The following is a 26461-nucleotide window of genomic DNA, read 5'->3' on the forward strand; positions in this document are numbered from 1 at the left end:
CCCGCAGATGCCGAGCCGACCACGCCCCATGACGCATGGGCCGATGATTTGGTGCTGGCCCAAGGGCTGGCGCGCTACGAGGCACTGACGCGGTTCCCGGTGCAACGGATGCTGGCAAACTGGGCGGGGCTGCGCAGCTTTGCCCCCGATGGCGCGCCGGTCTATGGTCGCGATCCCAATCAGCGGGACTTTATCTGGTTCGCGGGACAGGGGGGCTATGGGTTCCAATCCTCGGTCGCGGCGGCGCGTTTCATCGCCGATATTGCTGCCGAGCGCCCCACAGACCCCGAGTTGACCCGCCAGATTGACCCCGCGCGTTTTGGTTAATGCCAGTTTACCGTTGCCCCTTGCGGGGGGCGCGGCTATCGCGGTGCAAAGGAACTAACAGGCAGGGCGACCCATGAGTTTCAACACCTTTGGCCATCTCTTCCGCTTCACCACCTGGGGCGAAAGCCATGGCCCTGCTTTGGGGGCAACGGTTGACGGCTGCCCTCCGGGCGTTGCGCTGGATGAGGGGTTCATTCAGCAGTTTCTGGACCGGCGCAAACCCGGAACCTCGAAACACACGACCCAGCGCAAAGAGGCGGATGAGGTTCGCATCCTGTCGGGGGTATTCGAGGGAAAAACCACGGGTACGCCCCTTCAGCTGATGATCGAGAATACCGATCAGCGCAGCAAAGATTACGGCGACATTGCCCAGGCATATCGCCCAGGCCATGCCGATATCGCCTATCAGATGAAATATGGCATCCGCGATTATCGCGGCGGCGGGCGCTCTAGTGCGCGTGAAACCGCAGCGCGGGTTGCTGCGGGTGGCGTGGCGCAGGCCGTCTTGCGCGATCTGGTGCCAGGGCTGCGCATCACAGGCTATATGACGCAAATGGGCAGCCTGCACCTGGACCGCAGCAAATTCGATGCAAGCGAGATCCTGAATAACCCGTTCTTTCTGCCGGACGCCTCGGCGGTTCCCGCATGGGAGGATTATCTGACCGGCATCCGCAAGGATCTGAACTCGGTCGGGGCGGCGGTGGAAGTGTTGATCGAAGGCTGCCCCGCAGGTCTTGGCGCGCCGATCTATGCAAAGCTGGATACCGCGCTGGCGGCGGCGATGATGTCGATCAACGCGGTCAAGGGGGTCGAGATCGGCGAGGGCATGGCCGCGGCCGGGCTGACCGGGGTCGAGAATGCCGATGAGATCATCATGGGCAATGACGGCCCGGTGTTCCTGTCCAATCATGCTGGCGGCATTTTGGGTGGCATTTCGACCGGGCAGGACATCGTGGTGCGCTTTTCTGTCAAGCCGACCAGCTCGATCCTGACGCCGCGCCGCACGATCAACAATCGCGGCGAAGAGATCGAGTTGATCACCAAAGGCCGCCACGATCCCTGCGTTGGCATTCGCGCCGTTCCGATTGCCGAGGCAATGGCGGCATGTGTCATCCTTGATCATCTGATGCTGGATCGCGCCCAGACCGGCGGTCAGCGCGGCGCCATTGGCGGCTGAACTGCAACCTGCCCCCGCAGTGGGGCTATAACCCGACAAAAGCCGCGCAATTGCGCGGCTTTTTCATGTCGCTTTGTGCGGGATTGGGGCGCGAGCTGATGGGGCGGGAATGTGACAATCGCCAGAATCACCGCTAGACTGATCGTCTTGTTGTCGAAGATTTTGTCACAAAGATCAGAATTTTTCAGAAAAATTTGCCCAAGGCCCAGCATCAAAAGTCATAAAAATCATAGCTTTGCATTATTTCGTCCTGATCGTCACACAACTGTCACGAAAGTTTAGCACAAGCGACATGTCCAGGTTTTAGGTGACAGCCAAGGTCGACCCCGACCTCTGACATTCAGGAGAGATCCATGACTTCCGTGAAATTCACCGTCTCGGCCCTGGCGATGTTGGCCGCCACTGCTGGCGTCGCATCGGCCCGTGAACAGATCCAGGCTGCAGGCTCCTCGACGGTGCTGCCTTACGCGACCATCGCGGCCGAGGCTTTCAGCGAGAACTCTGACTTCCCGACGCCGGTTGTGGAATCGGGCGGCTCTTCGGCCGGGCTCAAGAAATTCTGCGAAGGTGTTGGCGAGAATACGATCGACATCGCGAACTCCTCGCGTCCGATCAAAGATAGCGAGCGTGAGGCCTGCAAGGCCGCGGGCGTGAACGACATCATGGAAGTTCGCATCGGCTATGACGGGATCGTCTTTGCCAGCGACGCTTCGAGCAATGATTTCGCCTTTACCCCGGCGGATTGGTTCAATGCCCTGGCCGCCGAGGTCGTGAAGGACGGTCAGGTCGTCAAGAACCCCTATACCAAATGGAATGAAATCCGCGCCGATCTGCCCGATCAGGACATCCTGGCCTTTGTTCCGGGCACCAAGCATGGCACCCGCGAAGTCTTTGAGGAAAAAGTCATCGCAGCCGGCTGCAAAGAAGCTGGTGCGGATGCGGTCTTTGGCGCCGACAAAGCAAAAGAAGCCTGCATGGCTTTGCGCACCGACGGCAAATCCATCGATATCGACGGTGATTACACCGAGACGCTGGCCCGGATCGGCTCGGCCAAGAACGGTATCGGCGTCTTTGGCCTGTCGTTTTACGAAAACAACACCGACAAGTTGAAGGTCGCCACCATGTCGGGCGTCACCCCGTCGACCGAAACCATCGCATCGGGCGAATATCCGGTTTCGCGCCCGCTGTTCTTCTACGTCAAGAAGGCCCACATCGGTCAAACCCCGGGCCTTAAGGAATTCGCTGAATTCTTTGTCTCGGATGACATGGCTGGCCCCGAAGGCCCGCTGGCCCAGTACGGCCTTGTCTCTGACCCAGAGCTGGCAACTGTCCAGGCTGCGGTCGCTGATGAAGTGACCATGAAATAAATCCATGACCTTCGGGCGGGGCCAAGCGGTCCCGCCCGCTTTTGCTTTGCCTTTCCCCCCTTCCAATTCCGAGGCCCTTATGCCCGCATTCTGGATCGTGCTGATCATCCTTGCCATGGCCGCTGCTGGCTATGTGGCTGGGGTCCGTCGCGCGCTGTCCCTGGCCGGTGGCGACAGTCGCCGTCTGCATTCGCTCACCGCTGCCTATGGGTGGCATGTCGCGATTATGACCGCCGTTCCCGGCCTGATCCTTCTGGCGATCTGGGTTGGCGCCGATCTTCCGGCGGCACCGATTGTCTTGCTGGGCTCGGCCGGGGGGCTTGCCTATGCGCTGAACCGCACAACGCCGCAGTTTCGTGCGCGCAATCTTGTCGAGAGCTTCGTCAAGATCTTGCTGATTGCCTCGTCCAGCATCGCCATTTTGACCACGGTCGGGATTGTGCTGTCGATGCTGTTTGAAACCGGGCAGTTCTTTCGCCAATACCCTTGGACCGATTTCTTCTTCGGCACGACCTGGTCCCCGAAATTCGGAGGCGGCTCGCAGCTTGGCATTCTGCCTTTGATCTGGGGCACGCTTTACATCTCGTTGATCGCACTGATCGTGGCAGTCCCGGTTGGTCTGTTCGCGGCGATCTACATGTCGGAATATGCCTCGAACCGGGTCCGCTCGATCGCCAAACCCGCGATCGAGATCCTTGCCGGCATTCCGACCATTGTTTACGGCCTTTTCGCCCTGATCACCGTCGGACCGATGCTGCGCGACTATTTTGCCCAACCGCTTGGCTTGGGCCAGTCGGGATCTTCGGTGATGACGGCGGGCATCGTCATGGGGATCATGCTGATCCCCTTTGTCAGCTCGCTGTCCGATGACATTATCAATGCCGTACCGCAGTCGCTGCGTGACGGCGCATTGGGCCTTGGCTCGACCCAATCCGAGACGATTCGCAAGGTGGTCCTGCCTGCGGCGCTTCCGGGTATTGTCGGCGCGGTGCTTTTGGCTGCCTCGCGCGCGATTGGCGAGACCATGATCGTGGTCATGGGGGCAGGGGCCGCTGCCAAGATGGATCTGAACCCCTTCGAGGCGATGACGACGATCACCGTGAAAATTGTCGGTCAGCTGACCGGAGATACCGATTTCGCAGCGCCTGAAACGCTGGTCGCCTTTGCCCTTGGCCTGACGCTGTTCGTGATCACGCTGGGGCTGAATATCGTCGCACTTTACGTCGTGCGCAAATACCGGGAGCAATACGAATGACCGACGCAAGCTTCGCAGGCGCATCTGCATCCGCATCGGCGCGTCGCTCGGGCTCGTTGATGACGTTGGATGCGCATACACGCCGCCGCAATGCTGCTGAGAAGCGCTTTCGGGCCTATGGTGTCGCGGCAATCGGACTGGCGGTCCTTTGTCTGGTCGTGTTGCTGATCACGATCTTTTCCAATGGCACCGGCGCCTTTCGCCAAACCTATCTTACGCTGCCGGTGACGCTGGACGCCAAGGTGCTGGACCCTTCGGGGACTGGTGACATTGAAAAGATCAAGAAGGTCACGACCATCGGCTATGGCAAGGTTCTGGACAGCTCGCTGCGCGCTGCACTGGCTGCAAATGCCATTTCCGACGAGGGTCTGAGCAAGAAAGACATTGGCGATCTGATCTCGAAAGACGCCGCAGGTCAGCTGCGCGCCCAGGTTCTGGCAGATCCCACTCTTATCGGGCAAACCATTGAGGTTCGTGCCCTGACCAACGGCCGCGTCGATGGTTTTTTCAAAGGCCGCGTGACGATGGCCTCGGCGGAAAAGGACGGGAATACCTCGCCCGCGCAATTGCAGCTTGCCCAGGATCTGAAAGACAAGGGGATGCTTGCCACCGTCTGGAACTGGGCCTTTCTGACCAATCCAGATGCCTCGGATCAGCGCCCCGAAGCGGCGGGTGTCGGCATCGCCATTCTGGGCTCGCTTTATATGATGCTGGTGGTGCTTGTGCTTTCGGTGCCAATCGGTGTCGCAGCCTCGATCTATCTTGAGGAATTTGCCCCCAAGAACCGCATAACCGACATTATCGAGGTCAATATCTCGAACCTTGCGGCCGTCCCCTCGATCGTCTTTGGTATTCTGGGTCTGGCGGTGTTCATCAACTTTGTGGGTCTGCCGCAATCCGCGCCGATCGTGGGTGGTTTGGTGCTGACGCTGATGACCTTGCCCACAATCATCATCTCGACCCGTGCAGCCTTGCGCGCGGTGCCCCCCTCGATCCGCGATGCGGCACTTGGGGTCGGCGCATCGAAGATGCAGACGATCTTTCATCACGTCCTGCCGCTGGCCATGCCGGGCATCCTGACAGGGACCATCATCGGTCTGGCGCAGGCTTTGGGCGAGACCGCGCCGCTGTTGCTGATCGGCATGGTGGCTTTCGTAAAGAACTATCCCGGTGCGCCCTGGCCTGCCGAAGGGATCACCAATCTGGGCGGTCTGGGCGATCCGGCCTCGGCGCTGCCGGTTCAGGTCTATAACTGGACCCAGCGCGCCGACCCCGCCTTTTTCGAGCGCGCCTCGGGGGCCATCATCGTGCTTTTGGTCTTTCTGCTTTGCATGAACCTGCTGGCCGTCTTTCTGCGTCGTCGCTTCGAGCGGCGGTGGTGATCATAACAAGGAAATCTGATAATGAATGATATGAGCATCATGGAGCGCGCCGTGTCTCAGAAAGACATCAAGATCTCGGCCAAGGACGTACAGGTCTATTACGGCGAGAAACATGCGATCAAAGACGTCAATGTCGAGATCCTTGATAAGACCGTGACTGCCTTTATCGGACCGTCGGGCTGCGGAAAGTCGACCTTTCTACGCTGTATCAACCGGATGAATGACACCATCGACATCTGCCGCGTGCAGGGTCTGATCGCACTGGATGGCGAGGACATTTATGATCGCCGTGTCGATCCGGTGCAGCTGCGTGCCAAAGTGGGTATGGTTTTTCAAAAGCCCAACCCCTTTCCAAAATCCATCTATGACAATGTGGCATATGGCCCGCGGATCCATGGGCTTGTACGCAACAAGGCCGAAACCGATGAAATCGTAGAGAAATCCTTGCGCGGTGCCGCGCTGTGGAATGAGGTCAAGGACCGTCTGCACGAGCCGGGCACCGGGCTTTCGGGGGGCCAGCAGCAACGGTTGTGCATCGCACGTGCCGTGGCCACGCAACCCGAGGTTTTGTTGATGGATGAACCATGCTCGGCGCTGGATCCGATCGCCACCAGCCAGGTCGAGGAATTGATCGATCAGCTGCGCGCCGAATATTCCGTGGTGATCGTGACCCATTCCATGCAGCAGGCCGCCCGCGTCAGCCAGAAAACCGCCTTCTTCCATCTGGGCAATCTGGTCGAATACGGTGATACCGACGATATTTTTACCCGCCCGCGCGACCCGCGGACTGAAAGCTATATCAGCGGCCGGATCGGCTGATCAAGGATGTGATAATTATGAACATGAACAAAGATAAACACATTTCCTCGGCCTTTGATCGCGATCTTGAAACCGTTCAGGCGCTGGTCGTCAAAATGGGCGGCATGGTCGAAACGGCCATCCAGGATGCCGCCCGCGCGCTGGAAACCCGCGATGACGAGCTGGCCGAGGATGTGCGTCGGCGCGATAAGGCGATCGACGCACTTGAGGCGCAGATCAACGAAGAGGCCGCCCGGTTGATTGCCTTGCGCGCGCCCATCGCCTCGGACCTGCGCACCGCACTGACCGTCATCAAGATCTCGGCCGGGCTGGAACGGGTCGGCGATTACGCCAAAAATATCGCCAAGCGCAGCCATGTGCTTGCGGAAATGCCGGTCATCAGCGGGGCAGGCGTGGCCTTGCGCCGCATGTCCACCACGGTTGGCGAAATGATGAAGGATGCGCTGGACAGCTTTATCCAGCGCGATGCGGCATTGGCTGCGGATGTGCGTCAGCGCGATCTGGAGGTCGACCAGATGTACAACGCGCTTTTCGTCGAATTCCTGAAAACAATGACCGAAGATCCGCGCAATATCACCGCATGTATGCATCTGCATTTCATCGCCAAGAATATCGAGCGCATGGGCGATCATGCGACCGGCATCGCCGAGCAGGTGATCTATCTGACCACCGGCGAATTGCCTGATGATGCGCGCCCCAAAAGCGACAGCGTCAAGCGCACCAATCTGAACCAAAGCGAGGGTTGATCTGATGGCATCTGCACAACAGCCCTGTGTGCTGGTTGTCGAGGATGAGGGGGCGCAGCGCGAAGTTCTGCGCTATAACCTCGAGGCCGAAGGGTTTCATGTCGTTCTCGCCGAAAACGGCGATGAGGCGATGCTTTTGGTCCAAGAAGAGCAGCCCGATCTGATCGTGTTGGACTGGATGCTGCCCAATGTCTCGGGGATTGAAATCTGCCGGCGCGTCAAGGCAGACCCCGCGACCCGCAATATTCCCATCATCATGCTATCGGCCCGCTCGGAAGAGGTGGACCGGGTCCGTGGACTGGAAACCGGCGCGGATGATTATGTGGTCAAACCCTATTCGGTGGTCGAGCTAATGGCGCGGCTGCGCACCCAGTTGCGCCGAACCCGCCCGACAACAATGGGAGAGCGGCTGAGTTTTCAGGACATCATCCTGGATGCGGGCGAGCACCGCGTCTTTCGCGGGGGACAGACGCTGCATCTGGGCCCGACCGAGTTTCGCTTGCTGTCCACTTTGATGGAAAAGCCAGGCCGGGTCTGGACACGCGAGCAACTGCTGGACCGGGTCTGGGGGCGTGACGTCTATGTCGATACGCGCACGATTGATGTCCATGTCGGGCGCCTGCGTAAGGCACTGATGGTCAACGGCGGCGAAAATCCGGTGCGCACCGTGCGCGGCACAGGATATTCACTGGGATAAACCGGGCAATTCTTTTGCTGTAATCCATGAAAAAGCTGCGGGGGTTTCCCGCAGCTTTTGTGTGTTTTCAGGGCTAAGTCGCGTTATTTCTGCTCGATCAGATCGGTGATGCGGCGGATTGCGACCCGGCGGTTTGCGCGCTCGGGACCATCGGTCTGAATGCGCAAGAATTCCTCGCCATAGCCTTGGACCACCAGGTTTTCGGGCGGGACGTTGAAATATTCCGACAAGGCCAGCGCCACCGATTCGGCCCGACGATCCGACAAAGCCAGGTTTGACGCAGCCGAGCCAACGGCATCGGTATAGCCTTCGATCAGATACAGCTCATGCGGGCTTGCCTTGATCGATGCGGCAATCACCTGACCCAGCGCAGAAAGCTGCTCGGCCTGGCTGGGCTGCACTGCCGCAGATCCGGTTTCAAAGGTGATGGACTGGATATCAAGCGGCGCCACCAAAGCGCGTACCTGAGCGATGTCGCGGATCTGGTCCAAGGTGAAATGGCGATTCACCCGTGATTCCTGCATCAAGGCCTCGCGCAGCGCGGTTTCGCTCATATTGCTGTCGTAAACCACCGGACGCGCAGCGGGCGGCAGCTCTGAGACACGTACAGGCTTCGCCTCGATCGTATCGTCGATCAGCATGGTCTGGCGTCCGTCCGGCCATTGCACCGAACGGCGCAAAACATTCATATTGGCATCGCGGATCGTGACAACCTTGCTGCCATCCTCACGCAGGACCGAGGTGATCGTCGAGCCATCCGAAAAGTTTTGGGTCTGGACGTTCGAGCCCGGCTGGAACAGCAATGCGTCATCATTCTTGATCAACTGCTGCGATCCGTCGGGCATCGTCACCACCACCCGGTCGCCGGTATTCAGCGCGACTTGGCGGTCATTCGACAGCATGGTCCCCACCGCATAGCCGGCCAAACCGGCCAGAGCGAGCTTGGCAAGATCGCGGCCTTTGTCGCTTTTTTCGTCCTTTTTCGCCTCGGTCTTACCGGCGATGGCCGAGGCCACGCTTTCGCTGACCGAAGTGGTAAAGTCCTGGTCCGAGCGGCGGGCATCATCCTTGCTGACTGTAACCTCGGAGACCTCGCCCGCAGGCGCGGCTTTATCCTCCAGCGCTTTCAACGCGTCATTTGCCTCGACCTTTTGGGGGTTGGCTGCGGCAATGGCTGCGGCATCCTCTTTGGCATTTGCCTCGGGGGCGGTGCCTTCGACGGCGGCCGTCGCAGGAGGTGTCGACGCAGAAGGTTTCTCGGCGGGTTTCTCGGTTTTGCCAGCCGCGCCACTGGCGTCAGCTGCGGCTTTACCAGTCGCATCCGCGGGCTGGGCTGCCTCGGGTTTCGCGGCCTGATCCGCCGTTGCGTCAGTTGTGGTGCCCTTCGCCTTTTCCTGCTCGGCCAAGGCTTTTTTCAGTGCGTCAGCATCCTCGCCCACAGGTTTTTCCGCCGGGGCTTGCGGCGCGGGCTTTGCCTCGGGGGCTGTGGCTTGGTCTTTGCTTGGCTCTTTTTCTGGCTGTTCGGCGGCGGGTTTGGCTTTCTCCTCCAGCGCCTTTTTCAACGCATCGGCATCTGGTGCGGCAGCTTCGGTTCCTGCTGCCCCTGCGGCCTCGGTCTTAGCTTCGGGCTTGGCCGCTTGGGCGGGTTCGGCTGGGGCTGCTGGTGCCTCGGCGGCCTTTTCGGCCTTGGCTTTAGCTGCAGGGGATGGTTCGGCTGGCGGCTCGGCTGCGACCTCGGCGGGCTTGGCTGCGGGTGCGGCCTCTTGAGGCTGTTCGCGCTGAGCGGGTGCGGGCTTTTTCTCGGCCTCTTTGGCCACGGCCTCGGCCTTTTCGGCGCGGGCAGGGGCGTCCTCGGGCTTCGTTTCCGGCGCGATGGCTTCTACCGCCTCGGGTTTGGCCTTTGGCTTTTCTTTGGCGACCTTTTCAGCCGGGGCCTGCTCTTGGGCGGGCTCGGGTGCGGCCTTCGGGGCCTTTTCAGCCGATTCGCTTGGTTGCTTTTCGGCCGGGGCTTCCGTTGGGGCCTCCGCTGGGGCTTCTGCGGCTACTGCCGGTGCGGCTTCTTCGGCGGGCGCTTCTTTCTTGGCCTTTTTCGCTTTGGCCTCGGGGGCGGGCTTTTTGGGCTTGGCCTCGGCCTGAGGCGCGGGCTCCTCGGTTACGGCTTGCTGCGCCATGGAGACGGTTGGCACCAGCAAGGACAGGATCATGGCGATCGCCGTCGTTGTTTTCAGAACCTGCTGCATCATTCTTCCTTTCGGCTAAGTTGCCGTCTGTGATCGCGAACCAACGGACAACTTCATGGCCAGTTCCCGCGCGTCAGGGCACAGAGGCGTGAGTGGGCAAGGCTTTGCCGTTGCGCGTCGATCTTTATGGGGCGGGCAAGGGCGCGATCAGGGGTCAGACCCGCTGGATTAGCCCACCAGCCATGCGTTGCACCTTGCCCGACAGCTCTAGCGACAGCAGGGCCGATGCTGCCTGATGCGGCGGCAAGCCCAGCTCGCGCAACAGCGCGTTTTCATCGCTTGGGCTAAGGTTTAGGTGGTTGATGATGCGTTGGCCAATATCCTCGGGCGCGTCCACAACAGTCGCAGGCGCGGAAAAAGGCGCGGTCTGTTGCGCGCTGGTTTCGCGTTTCAGCCTGTCTTGGGTGGGCAGACCCAAGGCCGAGACGACATCCTCGGTCGAGCGGACCAGAGTTGCACCGTCGCGAATCAGATTATTGCACCCGCTGGCGCGCGGATCCAGCGGGTGACCGGGCACCGCCAGCACCTCGCGGCCTTGGTCCAAGGCATTGCGCGCTGTGATCAGGCTGCCCGAGCGCTCGGCTGCCTCGACCACCACCACGCCCAGCCCAAGCGCCGAGATAATGCGGTTGCGTGCCGGAAAGTGATGCGCGACAGGAGAGGTGCCGGGGGGCTGTTCGCTTAGCAAAACTCCCCTGTCGCAGATCTGGCGCGCCAGATTGGCATTCTCGGACGGGTAAATCACGTCGATGCCACCGGCCATGACGGCAATCGTGCCGGTATCACGCGAGTTTTCATGCACCACGCTGTCAATGCCGCGTGCCAGACCCGCGACGGTGACCGCTCCGGCCTCGCCCAGCCCCAGCGCAAGCGTCTTGGCCATGCGCATGCCCAAGGACGAGGCATTTCTGGCGCCGATCACCGCGACCTTGATCGCTGAGAGCTGCGACAGATCGCCTTTGACCCAGATCACAGGCGGCGCATCTGCGATTTCGCGCAGTGATTGCGGATATTCCGCGTCGAAACAGCATAGCAACCGTGCACCCGAACGCAGCCCCGCCAATAGCTCGTTTTGCGCGCGTGCGCGGTGACAGGGGGCGTAATCGGTGACACCTGCGGCGGCGGCAATGGCGGGCAGCGCGTCAATCGCGGCGGCGGGGCTGCCATATTCGGCGACCAAGCGATGAAAGGTCGCTGGTCCAACCCGTCGCGAGCGGATCAGCCGCAATGCATCCAGCCGCAACCCGTCTGCGGATGGTGCTGGTGTCGTCTGGCGCGCATTGCTCATGAGCGATTCCCTGCTGTCTTGGGATTGATGCGACAGCAGGGGTTAATTTTCGGTTAGTTTTGCGGGAATGGCGCGGGAACCGCGTCGGATTTTGGCCTTTGGGCCGTTAGGCGGCAGACCCACCGATGGTCAGACCGCCCATCAAAAGCGTGGGCAGGCCGACGCCCACCGGCACCCATTGCCCCTGCTTGCCGCAGTTGCCGATACCCGGATCAAGCGCCAGATCATTGCCGATGGCCCTGATTCGCTGCAATGCGGTCGCGCCATCGCCGATCAAAGTGGCACCGCGGATCGGATCACCGACAACGCCGTTTTTGACGCGATAGGCCTCGGTGCAGGAAAAGACGAATTTCCCATTGGTGATGTCGACCTGACCGCCGCCAAAGCCCACCGCATAGATCCCGTCCTTGAGATCGGCAAGAATCGCTGCCGGTTCATCCTGACCGGCCAGCATGAAGGTATTGGTCATGCGCGGCATGGGCGCATAGGCGTAACCCTGGCGACGGCCATTGCCGGTTGCCTCGACGCCCATCAGACGCGCATTCTGGCGATCTTGCATATAGCCCGTCAGAATCCCGTCCTCGATCAAGGTGTTGCGCGCGGGAGGCGTGCCCTCGTCATCGACCGTGATCGAGCCGCGACGATCGGGGATGGTGCCGTCATCGATTACCGTGACGCCGGGGGCCGCGACGCGCTGGCCCATCAGCCCGGCAAAGGCCGAATGGCCTTTTCGGTTGAAATCGCCCTCAAGCCCGTGGCCAACGGCCTCGTGCAGCAAGATACCCGGCCAGCCCGGCCCAAGCACGACATCCATCACCCCGGCAGGCGCGGGCACCGAGCGCAGATTGACCAAGGCAATCCGCAGCGCCTCTTGGACAAGGGCTTTCCAATGTTCGGGTGCGACCAGACCGTCAAGCGCGATGCGCCCGCCGCCCCCCGCACTGCCCGATTCCCGCCGAGAATTCGATTCGACCATGACTGTGACATTCAGTCGCGCCATGGGGCGAAAGTCGGTCGAGAGCCCGCCCTCGGGACGCAGGATCGCGACCTCTTGAACCGAGCTGCTGATGGCCGCCGTCAGTTGCACGACACGCGGATCCAGACTGCGGGCGTAATCGTCGATTTCACGCAGCACTTCGATGCGCTGAGGAAAGGCCACATTCGCAGCCGGATCAAAGGCACCATAGAGGGCAGGGGTCTCGCCTTTGGGCGGCGGAGCCAGGATTGCACCACCATTTCCCACTGCCAAACGTGCTGTTTCAGCCGCTGCTTGCAGGGATTTTTCGGAAATTTCGGTCGAATGGGCATAGCCGGTGACTTCGCCACATACGGCACGCAGACCAAACCCCTGATCGGCATCATAGCCGGCATTGCGCAATCTGCCGTCGTCAAAGACCAGCGACTCGGATCGCGAGCGCTCTAGGAACAACTCTCCATCATCGCCCCCAGCCACGGCGGACTGCAAAATCCGCAGGGCGCTTTCGCGGTCCAGAAGGTCTTCGAAGGGGGCAAAGGAAGCGTCGGTCATATGGTCGGTCCCTGAATGAATTCGGTCAAATATGGGGTTTTGGGCCTAAAGTCGATAGGTTTGGCTTGCCCGTCCGGCCAAGATATGGTTGTGAGGGCGCCACCGATACCGGTCGATCGCAGCCCTGCGATCCGATCTGGTGTGACTGTAGGCAACGGGATGGGATGATGGCAATTGCATCAATGCGCCGCGCGCTGGCGGCAATGACAGCGACGGGACTGACAGCCGCCACGGCAGTTCCTGCTTTGGCGCAGGACGTGCTGGGTGATCTGCCGGTGATCGGCAAACCGGTCAACGGCGGGATGGGCTTCCAGCCCGCAGCCAGCCCCTTGGCCCATGACCAGCAATGGCTGGATCACTTTGTTCTGATCATCATTACAGTGGTAACGATTTTCGTTTGCCTTCTGCTTTTGATCTGTATTTTCCGCTTCAATAAGCGCGTGAACCCGGTTCCGGCCCGTTTCACGCATAACACGCCCATCGAGATCGCCTGGACCTTGGCGCCGGTGCTGCTTTTGATTGCGATCGGGGCTTATTCGCTGCCGATCCTGTTCCGCAGCCAGGAAATGCCCAACAACCCGGCTCTGGTGATCAAAGCGACCGGCCATCAGTGGTACTGGTCCTATGAATATCCCGATGATGGCATCGCATTCGACGCGACCATGCTTGATAAGGCCGATCTGGCTGATGCGGGCTACAGCGAAGACGAATATCTGCTGGCAACCGACAATGCTGTCGTGGTTCCGGTCGGCAAGGAAATCCTGGTTCAGGTCACCGCAAGTGACGTGATCCACAGCTGGACCGTTCCCGCATTCGCGGTGAAGCAGGACGGCGTTCCGGGTCGTATCGCCCAGCTTTGGTTCGAGGCTGATCAAGAAGGCATCTACTTTGGCCAGTGTTCGGAACTGTGCGGCGTGAACCACGCTTACATGCCGATCGTCGTCAAAGCGGTCAGCCAGGAAAAATACGACGCATGGCTTGCTGGCGCCAAAGAAGAGTTCGCGGCTGATGCCTCGGATTACCTTCCTGCCCAGCCCGTGCAGTTGGCTTCGGCACAGTAAGGCGCGCCGTGGCTGAGATTAACGCATATGAAGGCCCGGTAGAGGCAGGGTTTGGCGATTACGTCGCCCTGCTGAAGCCTCGGGTCATGTCGCTGGTGGTGTTCACGGCCTTTGTCGGCCTGTGGGTCGCACCTGTGTCGATGAACCCGTTCGTGGCCTTCTGCGCCGTCTTGTTCATCGCGCTTGGAGGCGGAGCCTCGGGCGCGTTGAACATGTGGTACGACGCGGATATCGACGCCAAGATGCGCCGGACACAATCGCGGCCGATTCCGGCCGGCTTGATCCAGGGCCGTGAGGCCCTGGCCATCGGCATCGCCCTTTCGGGCCTGTCGGTCATGATGCTTGGACTGGCTGCCAATTGGTTTGCCGCGGGCTTCCTTGCCTTTACGATCTTTTTCTATGCCGTGATCTATACGATGTGGCTCAAGCGTCTGACGCCGCAGAACATCGTGATCGGTGGCGCCGCGGGCTCTTTCCCGCCCATGGTGGGCTGGGCCTGTGCGACGGGAAGCATCAGCATCGAATCCTTGCTGATGTTCGCGCTGATCTTTTTCTGGACCCCGCCGCATTTCTGGGCGCTGGCGCTGTTCACCAAGGCCGATTATTCGGATGCAGGTGTACCGATGCTGACGGTGACCCATGGCAGACCCTCGGCGCGTCGTCATATCTTTGCCTATACGCTGGTGCTTGCACCTTTCGCGCTTTGGCTGGGTCTGACCTCGGTCGGTGGCCCGATCTATATGGCTGTGGCGGTGGTGCTGAACGTGCTGTTCATTCATGGCGGTTGGAAGATCCTGCGCCGTGACGATGCTGCGGCCGAAGCGGATGGCTATAAGGTCGAGCGTCAGTTCTTTAAGCTTTCTCTTTACTATACGTTCCTGCATTTCCTCGCTTTGCTGGTTCAGCACGCGATGGGGGGCTGGTAATGGCACTTCGTCCTGAACACGAACTTCACAGCCGTCGCCGCAGCCGCAACATGGGTCTGCTGGTCGTGCTGCTCCTCTTTGTCGCATTGGTTTTCGGCCTGTCTATCGTCAAGATCACCAACGGAGATCTGATGGAGGGGTTTGATCACCAGATGCGTACTTCGGTGCTGCCGATCACTGAGCCGATCGCTGGTCAAACTCCGCCTGCCAATCAGTCCTCGCCGACGGTGCCGCAAACGGAGACGCAGCCATGAATCGTAACACCAAAACTCTTGTCACCCTGGCCGGGATCGTCGTTCTGATGGGCGCGCTGGCTTGGGCTGCCGTGCCTTTCTATTCCTGGTTCTGCCGGGTTACGGGCTATGGTGGGACCACCAACGTGGCGGTGACGGCACCGGATGTGGTGCTGGATGAAAACATCCGCATTCGCTTTGATTCCAACGTCGATTCGGACATGCACTGGACTTTCCGTCCGATGCAGCGCGAGATGACGGTGAAAATCGGAGAATCGGCCATGGCCTTTTACGAGGCCATCAACACCGCCGATGTTCCGATCACTGGAACGGCCAGCTATAATGTCGCACCCGATATTGCCGGCTATTACTTTAATAAAATCGAGTGCTTCTGCTTTACCGAGCAGACACTGCAACCGGGTGAGCGGGTCGAGATGCCTGTGAACTTCTTCGTGGACCCTGAACTGGTCAAGGACATTGACGCAGGACATATTCGCGATATCACCCTGTCTTATACCTTCCACCGGACTGATCCGCCTTCAAAGGCACAGGCCGCTCTGGACGCCACGGTCAAACCGACCGTAAACTAACCCCGCTACAACAGACGAACCAACAGCCAGGATCCGACAATGGCGCACGCTAAGAACCACGATTATCACATCTTGCATCCGTCCATCTGGCCGCTGCTGGCTGCCGTTGCTGCCTTTGTCATGCTGGTGGGCGCTGTCGCCTGGATGAAGGGCATCACCTCGTTCGGGCTTCCGATCGAAGGCCCGTGGATGTTCCTCATCGGCTTGGTCGGTGTCCTTTTCGTGATGTTTGGCTGGTGGGCCGATGTCGTGCGCGAAGGCGAAACCGGCGATCACACCCCTGTGGTGCGCATTGGCCTGCAATATGGCTTCATCCTGTTCATCATGTCCGAAGTCATGTTCTTCGTCGCATGGTTCTGGGCCTTCTTCAAAAACGCGCTTTATCCGATGGGCCCGATGAGCCCGATCAAGGATGGCGTCTGGCCGCCGGAAGGCATCGTGACCTTCGATCCTTGGCACCTGCCGTTCATCAACACGCTTGTGCTGTTGCTGTCGGGCGTTGCCGTGACCTGGGCGCACCATGCCTTTGTTCACGAAGGTGACCGCAAGACCGCGATCAATGGTCTGGCCGTTGCCGTGATCCTGGGCCTGTTCTTCACGGTTCTTCAGGGCCTGGAATACAGCCATGCTGCCTTTGGCCTGTCCGACACCGTTTACGGCGGCGTCTTCTTCATGGCGACGGGCTTCCACGGCTTCCACGTCATCATCGGTACGATCTTCCTGTTCATCTGCCTTGTTCGCCTGATCCGCGGCCAGATGACCCCGACCCAGCACGTCGGTCTGGAAGCAGCCGCATGGTACTGGCACTTTGTGGACGTTGTCTGGCTGTTCCTGTTCTTCGCGATCTACGTTTGGGGTCGCTGATCTAAGGATCGCCACAAGAATACAAAACGCGCGGGTCAAACCGCGCGTTTTTGCTTTGCCGTGCCACGTTTTCCCTTTGCGCTGGCCCGCTTTTGCCGTCAAAACCGCCTAGGGCCGCGCCTCTGGCACTTGACGATCCGTGCCGGATGTCCGACCCCCGCATTGCGCAACGTCTGGGCCTTGCTGGCCTGGGATGGTGCGTTTCCCGCCGCTACCCGGAAGATTGATCCATGCGTCGATACCTGTTTCCCATCATCAGCGGCATTATTGGCTGCGCAATCCTGATCAGCCTTGGCACTTGGCAGCTTAAGCGGCTGGCTTGGAAAGAAGAGATGCTGGCCGAAATCCAAAGCCGCATCGACAGCCCGCCCAAGACCGTGCTGCCCGCCGCTTACGAGCCGGCGATGAAATACGAGCCGATCGAGGTGACGGGCCGCACAACCGGAGAAGAGATCCTCATCCTGTCGGGGACGCATGATCTGGGTGGCGGCTATCAGGTCGTCTCGGCCTTTGACACATTCGATGGTCGTCGCATCCTGATTGATCGCGGCTTTATTCCGCAAGATGATCGACGCAATCCGCGTCCGCCTGTTGATCTGCGGATTGTGGGGAATATTCACTGGCCCGAGGAAAAGAACTCTTCGACGCCAGAGCCGAATTTAACCGAAGGGATCTGGTTTGCCCGCGACGTGCCTCAAATGGCAGCGGCGCTGAAAACCGAACCCTTTCTGATCGTGGCAGCCGCGGTCGAGGGCGATAGCCAGGGCATCCAGCCGATGCCGATTGCCATTACCGGGATTCCGAACAAACATCTGGAATATGCGGCGACGTGGTTCATGCTTGCGGTGATATGGGCAGGGATGACAGTGGGGCTGATCTGGCGTATCAGGCAGCGCAAATACTAGGGATGACGATGAAATACGTTTCGACCCGTGGTCAGGCACCGGCGCTGACCTTTGATCAGGCGATGATGACCGGCTTGGCGCGCGATGGCGGCCTTTACTTGCCCGAAACCATCCCGACTTTCACCTTCGAGGATATCGCGGCGCTGGAAGGCCTGCCCTATGAAGAGGTGGCACGCCGTGTCGTTGCGCCTTTTGTGGGCGACAGCTTTTCGGATGCCGAGCTGCGTCAGGCGATTGCGGCGGCCTATGGCCATTTCGGCCATGTCGCCCGCGCGCCTCTGGTCCAGCTTGCCTCGGGACATCACCTGCTTGAGCTGTTCCACGGTCCCACGCTGGCGTTCAAGGATTTTGCGATGCAGCTGATCGGTCAGCTGTTCCAGATCGCCCTGGCGCGTTCGGGCCAGCGGATCACCATCGTCGGGGCGACTTCGGGCGATACCGGATCGGCCGCGATCGAGGCCTTTAAGGGGCTGTCGAATGTCGATGTCTTTATCCTTTACCCCCATGGGCGGGTGTCGGATGTGCAGCGTCGTCAGATGTCGACGCCCACCGAAGACAACGTTCAGGCCCTGGCGCTGGATGGCGATTTCGATGATTGCCAGGCCCGCCTTAAGGATCTGTTCAACGATCATGCCTTCCGCGATGAGGTCGGCCTTGCGGGTGTGAACTCGATCAACTGGGCGCGGGTTCTGGCGCAGGTCGTTTATTACTTCACGGCCGCCGTCAGCCTTGGTGCACCGCATCGCACGGTTGATTTCACCGTGCCCACGGGCAATTTCGGCGATATTTTCGCAGGCTCGATTGCCAAGGCGATGGGCTTGCCGATTGGCCAGCTGGTCGTGGCCACCAACCAAAACGATATTTTGCACCGCGCCTTGAGCACGGGGGAATATCGCATGGGCAGCGTGGCACCCTCAATCAGCCCGTCGATGGATATTCAGGTCAGCTCGAATTTCGAGCGCGCGCTTTATCTGGCCTATGGTGGCGATGCCGGGGCAGTTCGCCAGATCATGGACGAGCTGAAATCGGGTGGCTTCACCATCAGCCAGGGCGCGTTGCAGCAGCTGCGCGAAACCTATGTCTCGGGGCGCGCCTCTGAGGCTGAAACCACGGATATGATCCGTCAGATCCATCTGGAAACGGGCGAGATCATCTGCCCTCATACTGCAGTGGCAGTCAAAGTTGCGCGCGAACATCTGCGCGCGGGTGTGCCGATGATTTCGCTGTCGACCGCGCATCCTGCGAAATTCCCAGATGCGGTCGAATCCGCTCTGGGCATCCGCCCGGCTTTGCCGCCGCATATGGCTGATCTGTTTGATCGCCCCGAGCGGATCACCCAGATTGCCAATGATTGCGAGGCCATCAAGGCACTTGTGCTGGCCCGGAGGCTCGCGTGAACGAGATCAGAATTTCGACGCTGTCGAATGGGTTGCGCATCGTTACCCATCGGATGGCGGGGCTTCACTCGGCTTCGGTCGGGATCTGGGTCAATGCAGGCGGGCGCGACGAGCGGGTCGAGCAGAACGGCATTGCCCATTTCCTTGAGCATATGGCCTTCAAGGGCACTGAAAAGCGCAGCTCGCTGCAGATCGCCGAGGCGCTTGAGGATGTGGGCGGCTATCTGAACGCCTATACCTCGCGCGATGTCACCGCCTATTACGCACGTGTGCTGAAGGATGACGTGACGCTGGCGCTGGATGTGATCTCGGACATCGTGCTTAATCCGGTCTTTGATCCGCGCGAGATTGAACTTGAGCGTGGCGTTATTTTGCAAGAGATCGGCATGTCGCTGGACACGCCCGATGATGTGATCTTCGACTGGCTGCAAGAAGCGGCCTATCCCGATCAGCCGATGGGGCGCACGATTTTGGGCCCCTCCGAGCGTGTCAGCAGCTTTACCCGCACCGATCTGGCGGGATTTGTCGCCGAGCATTACGGCCCCGGCCAGATGGTCGTTGCCGCTGCGGGGGCCGTCGATCATGACCAGATCGTGGCTCAGGTCAGTGCGCTGTTTGGGGCGCTGAAACCCTTGGACAAAGTCACCCGTCAGCCCGCGCTATGGCAAGGTGCCGAACAGCGCCGCGTCAAGGATCTTGAGCAAGCCCATTTCGCCTTGGCCCTTGAGGGGCCGGGCTTTAGCGATCCGGATTATTTCGCGACCCAGATCTGGACCAATGCGCTGGGTGGCGGCATGTCCTCGCGTCTGTTTCAAAAGATCCGCGAAGAGCGGGGCCTGTGCTATTCGATCTTTGCGCAATCGGGCTTTCACGATGATACCGGCATGGTCACCATCTATGCCGGAACCTCTGAGGATCAAATCGCGGATCTGTCGCGCTTGACCATTGATGAGCTGAAACGCAGCGCCGAGGATATGTCCGAGGCCGAGGTCGCCCGCGCCAAAGTCCAGATGAAGGCCGGGATGCTGATGGGGCTGGAAAGCCCATCGGGGCAGGCCGAACGCATGGCACGCTCGCTGGCGATCTGGGGCCGCGTGCCCGAGGCCGAAGAGGTTGCAGAGCTGATCGATGCGGTGTCCCTGCGTCAGGTGAAAGAGCATGCAGCGCGGCTTTTGCATGCCGCAAGGCCTGCTCTGGCGCTTTATGGCCCGGTCGAGCGGGCGCCTGCGCGCGAGCATTTGCAAGAATGGCTCGCAGCCTGATGTTTGGTCGCCGCCGTCCGCCTCGATTGGAAACCGAGCGGATGGTTCTGCGCCTGCCGGCGCATGGCGACTTTCAGGCATGGTCTGCACTGCGTCAGGAAAGCCGCGCTTTTCTGACGCCTTGGGAGCCGACATGGGCGCCCGATCATCTGGCGCGCAAAAGCTTTACCAACCGGGTTTACTGGGCGCAAAGGGCCAGCAATGCCCGCAGCTCGGTGCCGCTGTTCATCCAACGCCATGACGGCGTGCTGCTGGGGGCGATTACGCTGGACAATATCCGCCGTGGTCCGGCGCAATGCGCCAGCATCGGCTATTGGATCGGCCTGCCTTTCGCACGCAATGGCTATATGCGTGAGGCCATTGGCGCGGTTGTGCATTTTGCCTTTACCGAGCTGGACCTAAGCCGGATCGAGGCGGCCTGCCTTCCGGAAAACACGGCCTCGCGCGGGGTTCTGGAAAAGACCGGCTTTAAATATGAGGGCGTGGCGCAAAGCTATTTGCAGATCAATGGGCGCTGGCGCAATCACGTGCTTTACTCGAATTTGCGCAGCGACCGGCGTGGTCGCACCGAAGTTGGCTAGATCCTGCAAGGCGGGCTGAAAGCCCCGGCACTAGGCAATGGCGGGCGCTTGGCTGGTGATGGCCGCGCCGGGCACAGTTCCGGCGCCGTGGCTTTTTCGGGCGATATGCGGGGGCTTTGCCCCCGCGCCCCCAAGGTATTTGGATCAAAGCGAGAGGCAAGATGCTGAACCCTGCTGATGACCGTCTGGCCGCGCTTTTGCCCGCGGCGGTCTTGCGACCTGTCGAGGAGAGCTATCTTGAAGAGCCGCGCGGGCGTTTGCGCGGACAGGCGGGGCTGGTTGCGGCCCCGCGCAATGTCGAAGAGGTATCAGCCATTTTGCAGGCCTGCTTTCAGGCGCGGGTCGGGGTGGTGACGCGCGGTGGGGGCACGGGTCTGGTTGGCGGGCAGGTGATGAGCGAGGGGCCAGCGCCCCTTGTCTTATCGCTGGAGCGAATGGTGGGTTTGCGCGGTATCTGGCCCGAGGAAAACGTGCTGATTGCCGAGGCAGGGATGACATTGCAAGCCGTGCGGCAGGCGGCGGATGAGGTGGGACGGCTGTTTCCCTTATCCCTGGCCTCGCAGGGCACGGCGGCAATCGGCGGCTGTCTTTCGACCAATGCCGGCGGGGTGAGCGCCCTGCGCTATGGTACGGCGCGCGCCCTTTGTCTGGGGATCGAGGCGGTTTTGCCTGATGGGCGGATTTTGCGTGATCTCAAGCGGTTGCGCAAAGACAATACTGGCTATGATATTCGCGATCTGCTGATCGGGGCCGAGGGGAGCCTGGGGGTGATTACCGCCGCCTCGTTGCGCATGGTTGTGCCGCCTGCGGTTCAGGCGACGGCAATGTTGCAGGTGGCCAGTCCCGAGGCCGCGTTGAGGCTGCTGGCGCTGGCTGAGGGGCATCTTGCCGGGGGGGTAAGTTCGTTCGAGCTGATCTCGGGGCAGGGATTGGCCTTTCTGGCGCAGGTTATGCCTCAATTGCGTCAGCCATTGCCGGGTGCGGAATGGTCGGTTCTGCTTGAGGTCGGGCTGCCCAAAGGATTGGCGCCCGAGCAGGCGTTGGAGGGGCTGTGGGCCGAAGCGACGGCCTGTGGGCTGGTGTCGGATGGTGTGATTGCGCAATCGGCCGCGCAGGCCGCGGCGCTGTGGCATCTGCGTGAGAGCCTGCCTGTGGCCAATCGGCGCATTGGGGCGATTGCAAGCCATGACATCAGCCTGCCGCTGTCAGAAATTCCGCCCTTCATCGCCGAAGCGGGCCAATTGGTGGCGCAGCGCGGCGATATGCGGGTTCATTGCTTTGGCCATCTGGGCGATGGAAATCTGCATTATAATCTGTTCCCCGCCCTGGGCCGGCGGCGCGAAGAATATGATGCGATACGCGCGGATCTGACAGAAATGATCCACGAGCTGGTGATGGCGCGCGGCGGGTCTTTTTCGGCCGAGCATGGGATTGGCAGGCTGAAGGTCGCCGAGCTGGCTCGCTGGGGAGATCCGGTGCGGCTGGCCACAATGCGGGCCGTCAAAACGGCGATTGATCCTTTGGGGATCATGAACCCTGGGGTGGTTCTGGCATAAGCTGGGGGCGCAGAACCTCGCGCAGGTGATCCAGATAGGCGCTGACGCGTGGCAGCGCAAAAGGCTGGGGCAGTTGCAGCGCCTGAATGTCGAGCGGTGGGGTTTCGTAATCCGCCAGCAACCGGATCAGGCGACCAGCGGCAACATCGGCTTCGACGACGAAACGTGGGGTAAAGGCCAGCCCCTCGCCAGCCAGTGCCAGCCTGCGCACGGCCTCGGCGCTGTTGACGGCGATGCGGCTGTTGAGGGCGATGCTGACGGGCGCGCCGTCCAAGATGAAGGCGGCGCGATTGAGCGAGGCATCATTGGTGTCGCGAATGGCGCGATGCCCCTTAAGATCGGCGGGCGATTGCGGTTTGGGGTGGCGGGCCAGATAGTCGGGGCTGGCGACCAGCCAGGATTGCGTGCGCCCCAATCGGCGTCCCATCAGGCTTGAATCGCGCAGGTTCCCGATGCGGATGGCAATATCAAATCCCTCTGCGGCCAGATCGACATAGCGGTCGGTCAGGTTCAGATCGATGCTGACGCGGGGATGTTTGCGCAAGAAATCGTGGCTGAGTTCGGCGATGAACATCTCACCAAAGGTCATCGGTGCGGTGATGCGCAGCCGCCCCGACAGGGCGGTATCCCCGGCCAGCAATTGGCTGTCCAACTCATCTGCAAGACGCAGCAGCCGCCGGGCACCGTCAAGATAGCGCTCGCCTGCGGCAGTCAGGGACAGGGCGCGGGTGGTACGGTGCAAAAGCGTGACGCCCAGATCGCTTTCCAATGAGGCGACATATTTGCTGACCAGCTTGTTCGAGATCCGCAACCGATCCGCAGCCGCGGTGAACGAGCCAGCATCGACCACGGTGACAAAGGCGCGGATACGCTCGATCTTATCCATGACTGTCCACAAAATGGCGGCAATATTTCGCTGAATATATCCGTTATCGGGAGATATCGGAAGGGCTATCTCTGTCTCAACAGAAAACGGAGCAATGACATGTCCGATATGAACACAACCACATCCACCACCTATCCCGATCTGGCAGCGACGATTTTGCGTGTCTCGACCGGGGGACTGTTTCTGGCCCATGGCCTGACCAAGCTGTTCGTCTTTACCCCGGCTGGCACGGCTGGCTATTTCCAGTCGCTTGGCCTGCCCGGCGCGCTTGGCTATGCGACGATGGCGATCGAGATCTTGGGCGGTCTGGCGTTGCTTGCCGGTTTCATGACACGCTGGGTGTCGACGCTGATGGTCTTTGTGCTGCTGGGCGCGGCCTGGTTTGGTCATGTGGCCAACGGTTTTGGCTTTGGCAATCCCGGTGGCGGTTGGGAATACCCGGTCTTTTGGGCTGTGGTCATGGCAGCGCTGGCGCTGCTGGGTGATGGCCGCTGGTCCGTCTCGAAACATCGCTAAGGAGAAGTGAAATGGCTGCCAGTGATGCACCTGTAGAAATCGGTCGCGTAACCCTTGCCGTCAAGGATCTGGCGGCCATGAGCGACTTTTACCGCAGCTCGATGGGGCTGGAAGAGATCTCGCGCGATGGCACATCCGTGCTGCTTGGCGTGGGGGACAAGGTCTTGATGGATCTGCACGGCGACAAGGCCGCAAGGATCGGCAATCCACGGGCGGCGGGGCTGTTTCACACGGCCTTTCTGCTTCCAAGCCGGGGCGATCTTGGTGCGTTCTTGCGTCATGTCGCGGACCTTGGTTTGGCGCTGGACGGGGCCGCAGATCATGGCGTCAGCGAGGCGCTGTACATGCGCGATCCCGAGGGGAATGGCATCGAGATCTATTTCGATCGCCCGCGCAGCGAATGGCCGCGCAAGGGCCAACGCGTGGCAATGGTCACCGAACGGCTTGATTTGAACGATCTGGCGCGCTCTGCACCTCGCCCTTGGGCAGGTGCGCCCGCGGGCAGCGTGGTGGGCCATGTCCATCTGCAGGTCGGTGATCTGGCCAGCGCCGAGACCTTTGTCACGGGTCCCATCGGGATGGATGTGACCCAGCAAATGCCCGGTGCAACCTTCTATAGCTCGGGCGGCTATCACCATCACCTGGCCAGCAATATCTGGAACAGCAATGGGATGGCGGGTCGCGCTGAAGGGACAACCGGCCTTGAGGCGGTCGAACTGCTGCTGGATCGGGAACTGTTTGATGCCGCTGGCGCGCATGAGCTGCAATCGCCTTGGGGCACCAAGTTCAACCTGACCGCTAAGACGGCCTAAGCCCAGGGGCCAATTGGGGGCAGGGGCAGCAGGCCCGGCCCCTTTTGCCCCAAACGGTTGCTTGCAAGCCGCGCCAGATAGGCGCGGCTTTGACATATGCGGTGGCAGTTGACCTAAGGGGAGTTGCGCTGGAGGCATGGCCGCGTTGATTTGTCACTTGCGTGTGAACATCCTATTGGCAGCTGTGCATGTGGAAAGCCGGAGGGGCCGCGATGAGCGAGGACTATCTTTCACGCATTCGGAATGTCGCATTACGAGATCGCGTGGTCTCGGCGGATGCGGCGGCTGCCTTGATCCAGGACGGTATGGTTCTGGGCATGAGCGGCTTTACCCGCGCAGGCGAGGCCAAGGCAGTGCCAATGGCATTGGCCGAGCGCGCGAAGCAGACCCCGCTTAAAGTCACGTTGATGACGGGTGCCTCGCTTGGCAATGATCTGGACAAGACCCTGGCCGAGGCCCATGTGCTGGCCCGCCGCATTCCGTTTCAATCCGATCCGGCCTTGCGGCGCGAAATCAATGCAGGCGAGGTCATGTTCATTGACCAACATCTGTCGGAAACGGTCGAACAGCTGCGCACCCATCAGCTGCCGGGAGTCGATATTGCGATTATCGAAGCCGTCGCGATCAACGAGCAGGGCGGCATCATTCCGACGACATCGGTTGGAAACTCGGCCAGTTTCGCAATTCTTGCCCCCAAGGTGATCGTCGAGATCAACATCAGCCAGCCGCTGGAGCTGGAGGGGATGCATGATGTCTATATCCCGACCTATCGTCCGGCGCGGATGCCGGTCCCGGTGGTCAGTGCGCAAAGTCGGATCGGGCTGCCCTATATCGCCATCCCCCCCGAGAAAATCGCGGCGATTGTGATCTCGCAAAAGCAAGACAGCGCTTCGAATATCCTCGAGCCCGACGCAGAAACCCGCGCCATCGCCAGCCATCTGACCGAGTTCTTCAAACACGAAGTCGCCCAAGGCCGCCTTAGCAACAGCTTGCAACCCTTGCAGGCCGGGATTGGCACGATTGCCAATGCGGTGCTGCATGGCCTGATCGACAGCCCCTTTCATGACCTGACCATGTATTCCGAGGTCTTGCAGGATTCGACCTTTGACCTGTTCGACTGCGGCAAGATGATCTTTGCGTCGGGGTCATCCATGACGCTGTCGCCTGCCAAAAGTGCGCAAGTGATGCCGCGACTGGCGGAATATAAATCGCGACTGATCCTGCGCCCGCAAGAGATCTCGAACCACCCTGAAATCGTGCGCCGTTTGGGGATCATCGCGATCAATACGGCGCTTGAGTTCGACATCTATGGCAACGTCAACTCGACCCATGTCATGGGTACGCAGATGATGAATGGCATTGGTGGCTCGGGTGATTTCGCGCGCAATGCCTTTATGTCGATCTTCGTCACCAAATCCATCGCAAAGGGTGGCAAGGTTTCGTCGGTCGTGCCGATGGTCAGTCATGTTGATCACACCGAACATGATGTCGATATTTTGGTGACGGAACAGGGCCTTGCCGATCTGCGCGGACTGGCGCCACGCGAACGCGCCCGGGTCGTGATCGCCAATTGCGTTCATCCGGACTGGCGCGATCTGATTTCGGATTACTACGCGCGTGCCGTGGCACGTGGGGGCCATACCCCCCATGTCTTGGAAGAGGCGCTCAGCTGGCATGATCGGTTGCGCCGCACGGGAACGATGCTGCCCGAAAACCCAGACAGCTGAAATCAAAACGCCCCGCAAAAGCGGGGCGTTTCGTTGATGTCATGTCGTTGGCATCATCAAGATCAGAAGGCGGGAATAACCGCGCCTTTGTATTTTTCTTCGATGAATTTCTTGATGGCCGGGTCGTGATAGGCTTCGACCAGCTGCTTGGCCCATTCAGCATTCTCATCGGCTTTGCGCACGACGATGATGTTCACATAGGGGCCGTCGGCCTTTTCCATCGCGATGGCATCGGTCATCGGGTCAAGCTTGGCTTCGATGGCGTAGTTGGTGTTGATCACCGCAATATCGGCATCATCAAGCGAGCGGGGCAGCTGAG

26 protein-coding genes are annotated in these 26461 nt (G+C 60.3%); 21 read left to right on the forward strand and 5 right to left on the reverse strand.

The window, feature by feature from the left end; translation table 11 throughout:
- From RTS12_RS10040 to phoB, 8 genes are all read left to right on the forward strand, one after another.
- The coding region (locus RTS12_RS10040) for an FAD-dependent oxidoreductase (protein ID WP_312528044.1) at positions 1-327 on the forward strand (327 nt) is incomplete at its 5' end.
- 73 nt (positions 328-400) lie between these two features.
- Entirely contained in the window at positions 401-1504 is a 1104-nt protein-coding gene (gene aroC / locus RTS12_RS10045; RefSeq protein ID WP_312528046.1) for a chorismate synthase, read from the forward strand.
- A gap of 353 nt (positions 1505-1857) precedes the next feature.
- Positions 1858-2871, forward strand: coding sequence for a substrate-binding domain-containing protein (locus tag RTS12_RS10050; protein WP_312528048.1), 1014 nt, complete (start codon positions 1858-1860; stop codon positions 2869-2871).
- Between the two features lie 79 nt (positions 2872-2950).
- Complete coding sequence (gene pstC, locus RTS12_RS10055) at positions 2951-4126, forward strand: phosphate ABC transporter permease subunit PstC (protein WP_312528050.1); 1176 nt, start codon at positions 2951-2953, stop codon at positions 4124-4126.
- On the forward strand, positions 4123-5508 hold the full coding sequence (gene pstA, locus RTS12_RS10060) for a phosphate ABC transporter permease PstA (RefSeq protein ID WP_312528052.1): 1386 nt from the start codon (positions 4123-4125) through the stop codon (positions 5506-5508). The genes pstC and pstA overlap by 4 nt, the downstream gene beginning before the upstream one ends.
- A gap of 21 nt (positions 5509-5529) precedes the next feature.
- A complete protein-coding gene (gene pstB / locus RTS12_RS10065; protein ID WP_312528054.1) occupies positions 5530-6327 on the forward strand; it encodes a phosphate ABC transporter ATP-binding protein PstB in 798 nt (265 codons plus the stop codon).
- 23 nt (positions 6328-6350) lie between these two features.
- On the forward strand, positions 6351-7073 hold the full coding sequence (gene phoU / locus RTS12_RS10070) for a phosphate signaling complex protein PhoU (RefSeq protein ID WP_312528105.1): 723 nt from the start codon (positions 6351-6353) through the stop codon (positions 7071-7073).
- A gap of 4 nt (positions 7074-7077) precedes the next feature.
- On the forward strand, positions 7078-7770 hold the full coding sequence (gene phoB / locus RTS12_RS10075; RefSeq protein WP_312528057.1) for a phosphate regulon transcriptional regulator PhoB: 693 nt from the start codon (positions 7078-7080) through the stop codon (positions 7768-7770).
- Positions 7771-7853: 83 nt separating this feature from the next.
- Here phoB and RTS12_RS10080 read toward each other — a convergent pair whose 3' ends face one another.
- From RTS12_RS10080 to tldD, 3 genes are all read right to left on the reverse strand, one after another.
- The gene (locus tag RTS12_RS10080; RefSeq protein ID WP_312528059.1) at positions 7854-10010 is read right to left on the reverse strand and encodes an OmpA family protein; all 2157 of its coding nucleotides are present in this window, start codon (positions 10008-10010) and stop codon (positions 7854-7856) included.
- Between the two features lie 154 nt (positions 10011-10164).
- Positions 10165-11298, reverse strand: a complete 1134-nt coding sequence (dprA, locus tag RTS12_RS10085; RefSeq protein WP_312528061.1) for a DNA-processing protein DprA — start codon at positions 11296-11298, stop codon at positions 10165-10167.
- Positions 11299-11404: 106 nt separating this feature from the next.
- Complete coding sequence (gene tldD / locus RTS12_RS10090) at positions 11405-12826, reverse strand: metalloprotease TldD (protein WP_312528063.1); 1422 nt, start codon at positions 12824-12826, stop codon at positions 11405-11407.
- A 164-nt stretch (positions 12827-12990) separates the two neighbouring features.
- On the opposite strand from tldD, the gene coxB reads away from it, so the two are divergent.
- The 10 genes from coxB (at position 12991) to RTS12_RS10140 (ending at position 22201) form a co-directional block, all read left to right on the forward strand.
- On the forward strand, positions 12991-13887 hold the full coding sequence (gene coxB / locus RTS12_RS10095) for a cytochrome c oxidase subunit II (protein ID WP_312528064.1): 897 nt from the start codon (positions 12991-12993) through the stop codon (positions 13885-13887).
- An 8-nt stretch (positions 13888-13895) separates the two neighbouring features.
- Positions 13896-14813, forward strand: a complete 918-nt coding sequence (cyoE, locus tag RTS12_RS10100) for a heme o synthase (RefSeq protein ID WP_312528065.1) — start codon at positions 13896-13898, stop codon at positions 14811-14813.
- Positions 14813-15067 carry a hypothetical protein gene (locus RTS12_RS10105; RefSeq protein WP_312528067.1) on the forward strand — a complete coding sequence of 85 codons (255 nt, stop codon included), beginning with the start codon at positions 14813-14815 and terminating at the stop codon, positions 15065-15067. Before cyoE ends, RTS12_RS10105 begins: the two co-directional genes overlap by 1 nt.
- On the forward strand, positions 15064-15636 hold the full coding sequence (locus RTS12_RS10110) for a cytochrome c oxidase assembly protein (RefSeq protein ID WP_312528069.1): 573 nt from the start codon (positions 15064-15066) through the stop codon (positions 15634-15636). Before RTS12_RS10105 ends, RTS12_RS10110 begins: the two co-directional genes overlap by 4 nt.
- A gap of 39 nt (positions 15637-15675) precedes the next feature.
- Positions 15676-16500, forward strand: a complete 825-nt coding sequence (locus RTS12_RS10115) for a cytochrome c oxidase subunit 3 (protein ID WP_312528071.1) — start codon at positions 15676-15678, stop codon at positions 16498-16500.
- Positions 16501-16730: 230 nt separating this feature from the next.
- Positions 16731-17405 carry an SURF1 family protein gene (locus tag RTS12_RS10120; protein ID WP_312528072.1) on the forward strand — a complete coding sequence of 225 codons (675 nt, stop codon included), beginning with the start codon at positions 16731-16733 and terminating at the stop codon, positions 17403-17405.
- Positions 17406-17413: 8 nt separating this feature from the next.
- Positions 17414-18802, forward strand: coding sequence for a threonine synthase (thrC, locus tag RTS12_RS10125; protein WP_312528074.1), 1389 nt, complete (start codon positions 17414-17416; stop codon positions 18800-18802).
- Positions 18799-20064: a pitrilysin family protein gene (locus tag RTS12_RS10130; RefSeq protein WP_312528075.1), complete on the forward strand. Its 1266-nt coding sequence runs from the start codon at positions 18799-18801 to the stop codon at positions 20062-20064. Before thrC ends, RTS12_RS10130 begins: the two co-directional genes overlap by 4 nt.
- Complete coding sequence (locus RTS12_RS10135) at positions 20064-20645, forward strand: GNAT family protein (protein ID WP_312528107.1); 582 nt, start codon at positions 20064-20066, stop codon at positions 20643-20645. The genes RTS12_RS10130 and RTS12_RS10135 overlap by 1 nt, the downstream gene beginning before the upstream one ends.
- Before the next feature lie 161 nt (positions 20646-20806).
- On the forward strand, positions 20807-22201 hold the full coding sequence (locus RTS12_RS10140; protein WP_312528077.1) for an FAD-binding oxidoreductase: 1395 nt from the start codon (positions 20807-20809) through the stop codon (positions 22199-22201).
- Here RTS12_RS10140 and RTS12_RS10145 read toward each other — a convergent pair.
- Positions 22173-23087 (reverse strand): LysR family transcriptional regulator, encoded by a 915-nt coding sequence (locus RTS12_RS10145; protein ID WP_312528079.1) that lies wholly within the window; start codon positions 23085-23087, stop codon positions 22173-22175. The two genes, RTS12_RS10140 and RTS12_RS10145, sit on opposite strands and share 29 nt — an antisense overlap.
- A 99-nt stretch (positions 23088-23186) precedes the next feature.
- Here RTS12_RS10145 and RTS12_RS10150 point away from each other — a divergent pair, with 99 nt between their 5' ends.
- The 3 genes from RTS12_RS10150 to RTS12_RS10160 all read left to right on the forward strand — a co-directional run bounded on the left by RTS12_RS10150 (position 23187) and on the right by RTS12_RS10160 (position 26142).
- Positions 23187-23603 carry a DoxX family protein gene (locus tag RTS12_RS10150; protein ID WP_312528081.1) on the forward strand — a complete coding sequence of 139 codons (417 nt, stop codon included), beginning with the start codon at positions 23187-23189 and terminating at the stop codon, positions 23601-23603.
- 11 nt (positions 23604-23614) lie between these two features.
- The gene (locus RTS12_RS10155; RefSeq protein WP_312528083.1) at positions 23615-24415 is read left to right on the forward strand and encodes a VOC family protein; all 801 of its coding nucleotides are present in this window, start codon (positions 23615-23617) and stop codon (positions 24413-24415) included.
- 212 nt (positions 24416-24627) lie between these two features.
- Complete coding sequence (locus tag RTS12_RS10160; RefSeq protein WP_312528085.1) at positions 24628-26142, forward strand: acetyl-CoA hydrolase/transferase family protein; 1515 nt, start codon at positions 24628-24630, stop codon at positions 26140-26142.
- A 62-nt stretch (positions 26143-26204) separates the two neighbouring features.
- Here the strand turns inward: RTS12_RS10160 and RTS12_RS10165 are convergent.
- Positions 26205-26461 (reverse strand): MetQ/NlpA family ABC transporter substrate-binding protein (locus tag RTS12_RS10165; RefSeq protein WP_312528087.1); only part of this gene is annotated, 257 nt, incomplete at its 5' end.

The organism is Paracoccus sp. (in: a-proteobacteria) (assembly GCF_032007265.1).
Lineage (GTDB): Bacteria > Pseudomonadota > Alphaproteobacteria > Rhodobacterales > Rhodobacteraceae > Paracoccus.